This is a genomic window from Arhodomonas sp. KWT (assembly GCF_010993615.1).
Map to the genome: position 1 here is coordinate 1179 of NZ_WNXE01000047.1, position 3651 is coordinate 4829.

General features: G+C 67.6%; 6 protein-coding genes. All 6 read right to left on the bottom strand.

What is annotated here, in order from left to right; translation table 11 throughout:
* The coding region (gene ccsA, locus G7A99_RS25415; RefSeq protein ID WP_240466222.1) for a cytochrome c biogenesis protein CcsA at window positions 1–660 on the bottom strand (660 nt) is incomplete at its 3' end.
* Window positions 657–1109 carry a cytochrome c maturation protein CcmE gene (gene ccmE / locus G7A99_RS09450; protein WP_018717511.1) on the bottom strand — a complete coding sequence of 151 codons (453 nt, stop codon included), beginning with the start codon at window positions 1107–1109 and terminating at the stop codon, window positions 657–659. The genes ccsA and ccmE, both read right to left, overlap by 4 nt.
* Window positions 1106–1255 carry a heme exporter protein CcmD gene (gene ccmD / locus G7A99_RS09455; protein ID WP_018717510.1) on the bottom strand — a complete coding sequence of 50 codons (150 nt, stop codon included), beginning with the start codon at window positions 1253–1255 and terminating at the stop codon, window positions 1106–1108. The genes ccmE and ccmD overlap by 4 nt, the downstream gene beginning before the upstream one ends.
* Complete coding sequence (locus G7A99_RS09460) at window positions 1252–1995, bottom strand: heme ABC transporter permease (protein ID WP_018717509.1); 744 nt, start codon at window positions 1993–1995, stop codon at window positions 1252–1254. Before G7A99_RS09460 ends, ccmD begins: the two co-directional genes overlap by 4 nt.
* A 390-nt stretch (window positions 1996–2385) precedes the next feature.
* Entirely contained in the window at window positions 2386–3126 is a 741-nt protein-coding gene (locus G7A99_RS09465) for an endonuclease/exonuclease/phosphatase family protein (protein WP_018717508.1), read from the bottom strand.
* A gap of 74 nt (window positions 3127–3200) precedes the next feature.
* A partial coding sequence (locus tag G7A99_RS09470; RefSeq protein ID WP_163139752.1) for a thiol:disulfide interchange protein DsbA/DsbL occupies window positions 3201–3651 on the bottom strand: 451 nt, incomplete at its 5' end.

Below are 3651 nucleotides of genomic sequence, written 5' to 3' on the forward strand. Positions count from 1 at the left end.
TAGGGTCAGGAAGATCCACGCGGTGGTGGTCCACGGCCGGGCCCAGCGCGCCCACGCGGCATCCAGGCGACCGCCGATCAGCGCCGCGATGGCGAAGGCAAACGCGACGGAGAACCCGACGTATCCCATGTAGAGCATCGGCGGGTGGAAAATCAGTCCCGGATCCTGGAGCAGCGGATTGAGGTCCCGCCCCTCGGCAGCCGCCGGTGCCAGCCGGGTGAAGGGGTTGGAGGTGAGGATGGTGAACAGCAGGAAGCCGAAGCTCACCGCCCCGAGCACGCCGATCACCCGTGCCGTGAACGCCAGCGGCAGCTCGCGGCTGAACGCGGCCACCGCCAGGGTCCATGCGGCCAGGATCAGCGCCCACAGCAGCAGCGAGCCCTCGTGGGAGCCCCATACCGCGGACAGGCGGTAGTACCACGGCAGGGCGGTGTTGGAATTGTTCGCCACGTAGAGCACGGAGAAGTCGTTGGCATAGAACGACCACGCCAGGCAGACGAAGGCGGCGAGGAGAAACACGAACTGACCGGCGGCGATGGAGCGCGACGCCGCCATCCAGGCAACGCGGCCGCGGGCGGCACCGGCCATGGGCACGACCGCCTGCACCAGCGCCAGCGCCAGTGCGAGCGCGAGCGCGAACTGTCCGAACTCGGGAATCATTCACCCCCCTCGCTGACGGTCTGCGCGGCCTTGCCGTCCTTCATGGCGTCGGCCACCTCCGGCGGCATGTAGTTCTCGTCGTGCTTGGCGAGCACCTCCTCGGCAGTGAACGTGCCGTCGGCGGAGAGCCGGCCGCGCACGACCACGCCCTGGCCTTCGCCGAAGAGGTCGGGCAGCACGCCTTCGTAGCGCACCGGCACCGAGGCGCCGCCGTCGGTGACCTGGAAGTGGACGTTGACGCCCTCCCCGTGGCGCACGCTGCCATCGGCCACCATGCCGCCCATGCGGAAGGGGTAGCCCGTGGGTGCCTCGCCGGAGACCACCTGGCTCGGCGGATAGAAATAGAGCATGTTCTCGCGGAACGCCGAGAGCATGAGCGCGACGGCCACGCCCACGCCGCCTACCAGCAGCAGCACGAGGATCAGGCGATTGCGGCGTGCCGGTTTCATCGCTGCTGCCTCCTCGCCAGCCGGCGGACCACCGCCCGGCGGCGGCGCAGCGCCACCAGCCAGTTGCCCACCAGGACCACCAGCGCCAGGCCGTAGGACGGCCAGACGTAGGCGGCGTAGCCGCCCATTTCCAGGAACTCGTTCATCCGGACTCCTCCGCGACGACACGCTGCACCCAGCGGCTGCGCCGCTCGCGTTCGAGCAGCTCACCCCGGGCGCGCATCAACCAGACCGCGGCAAAATACGCCATGAAGGCCAGCGCCATGGTGATCAAGGGCAAGAACATGGCGATATTTATGGCCGGGGCGTCGAGACGGGTGACCGTCGGCCCCTGATGCAGGGTGTTCCACCACTCCACCGAAAAATGGATGATCGGGATGTTCACCACGCCGACCACCGCCAGCACTGCCGAGGCCCGGGCCGCCTGACGCGGCTCCTCGATGGCGGCGTTGAGCGCGATATAGCCGAGATAGAGGAAGAGCAGCAGCAGCTCGGAGGTCAGACGCGCGTCCCAGACCCACCAGGTCCCCCACATGGGCTTGCCCCACAGGGAACCGGTGACCAGCGCGAGGACGGTGAACCATGCCCCCAGAGGCGCCGCGGCCCGCGCCATGACCTCCGCGACCTTCATCCGCCAGATGAGCCCGATGGCCGCGCTTACCGCCATGGTCACGTAAACCATCATGGACATCCACGCCGCCGGGACGTGGATGAAGATGATCCGGTAGCTCTCGCCCTGCTTGTAGTCCGTCGGCGCGAGCACGAGCCCGTCGTAAAGCCCCCAGGCAAACAGCAACGCGGCAAGCACGCCGATACGCGGCGCCCATCGCCCAGCCCACTCGTAGAAATACGGCGGCGATCCCAAGCGATGGAACCACGTCCACATGGTTTATTCCTCCGGAGATTCGGCGAGCCGCCGCGTCATTGTCACAGTCGGGTAGTTCACTGTCCGTACGGCCGGCGCGGCCCGGGGAATGCCCCACCCTGCGCCGCGCGCTGTCAAGCCCGCTATTTTGCATCGCCTCGCCGGGCGTGTCGATGAACACCCGCCCGTCTTACGGAGGGACCACCCGGAGGGCCGCGAGGTTCCCTCTGGTCGGCAAAGACGGAGATTTTCAACCGAGAGGCACAATACCTATGCCTTCAACCCCGGTTTTCAGTCCGGGTGGGGACGATTATGATGCATCCCATCGTAACGGCGCGGCCGTTACATCTGTCTCTCCTCCTCTTGGCCGACCTTCTACAGGTCGGCTTTTTTTTGCCCGTCTCCCGCGACTCAGCCCACCAGCACGATCTCCGGCGGCAGCACCACTTCCATGGTGATGGGGAGGTGGTCTGACAGCGGATAGTCCAGCACCTCCGCCGAACGGACCTTCAACGAGGAGGACACGAGGATGTGGTCGATATTGCGCCGCGGGCGCCAGCTCGGGTAGGTGGGCAGGTCGTGAAGCGGCTCGCGCAGGTCCGTGTGCCCGCATAGCAACTGCAGCTCCGGGCTGTCCGACAGGCAGTTGAGATCGCCCATGACGATGGTGTGCCGGTTGCGGTTGACCAGCTCGGCGATGTAGGCGAGCTGACGCAGCCGCGCACGCCGGCCCAGGGCCAGGTGCAGCAGCACCACGTCCAGGCTTTCTCCCGGACCGCCGAAGCGCAGGATCAGCGCCCCCCGGCCCGGGATCATGCCCGGGAGCTTGTGTGCGCGCACCTCCAGGGGCCGGAAACGCGAGAGCACCCCGTTGCTGTGCCTGGCGATGCGGCCGATGCGGCGGTTGGTCTGGAAATGCCAGTAGGGAAAGCCCGCGGCTTCGGCGAGGAAACCGGTCTGGTTGACGAAACCACTGCGCAGGCTGCCGGCGTCAATCTCCTGGAGGCCGACGATGTCGAAGCCGCGCACGATCTCGCCGATGCGCTCGAGATTCCCGGCGCGGGAATCGTGGGGCAGCACGTGGCGCCACCCGCGGGTGAGGTAGTGATGGTAGAAACGCGTCTCGATGCCGGTCTGGATGTTGTAACTCATCAGCCGCAACACGCTCCCCCCGGCCGTCCCGGCGGGCGGGGGGACGCGTGCTGCAGGCTCTGCGGCATCCACGCTCAATCGCCGGAGCGCTCGCGCTCCACGAGGTAGCTGGCGACGTCGAGCATACCCGCCTGGCCGCCGGCGGCGCGCACGTCGATCACGTACTGCCCGGCCACGGTCAGCGTCGGAGTGCCCTGGATCCGGTACTCTCGGGCCAGGCGCTCGGCGCGGCGCATCTTCATGGTCACCGCGAAGGAGTCGAACGCGTCCAGCGCCTTGTCCCGGTCCACACCGAGCTCGCCGTAGAAGTCAGCGATGTCCTCCGGGCTGGAGAAGCGCCGGCCGTCCTCGTGGATGGCCTTGAACACGGCGTCGTGGGTCGTGTCGAGCACGCCGAGCACCTGGGCCACGTAAAACGCCTTGGCGAGCAGCTTCCAGGAGTCGCGGCCGAAGCTCACCGGCACGTGCTCCAGCGCGATCCTGTCACCCATGCGCTCCTGCCAGTCGGCGAGCAGCGGATGGAAG

Bases quoted from the DNA above. Each gene is read 5' to 3' on its own strand.
- ccmE (WP_018717511.1), bottom strand. From the start codon at position 1,109: ATGAAACCGGCACGCCGCAATCGCCTGATCCTCGTGCTGCTGCTGGTA.
- ccmD (WP_018717510.1), bottom strand. From the start codon at position 1,255: ATGAACGAGTTCCTGGAAATGGGCGGCTACGCCGCCTACGTCTGGCCG.
- G7A99_RS09460 (WP_018717509.1), bottom strand. From the start codon at position 1,995: ATGTGGACGTGGTTCCATCGCTTGGGATCGCCGCCGTATTTCTACGAG.
- G7A99_RS09465 (WP_018717508.1), bottom strand. From the start codon at position 3,126: ATGAGTTACAACATCCAGACCGGCATCGAGACGCGTTTCTACCATCAC.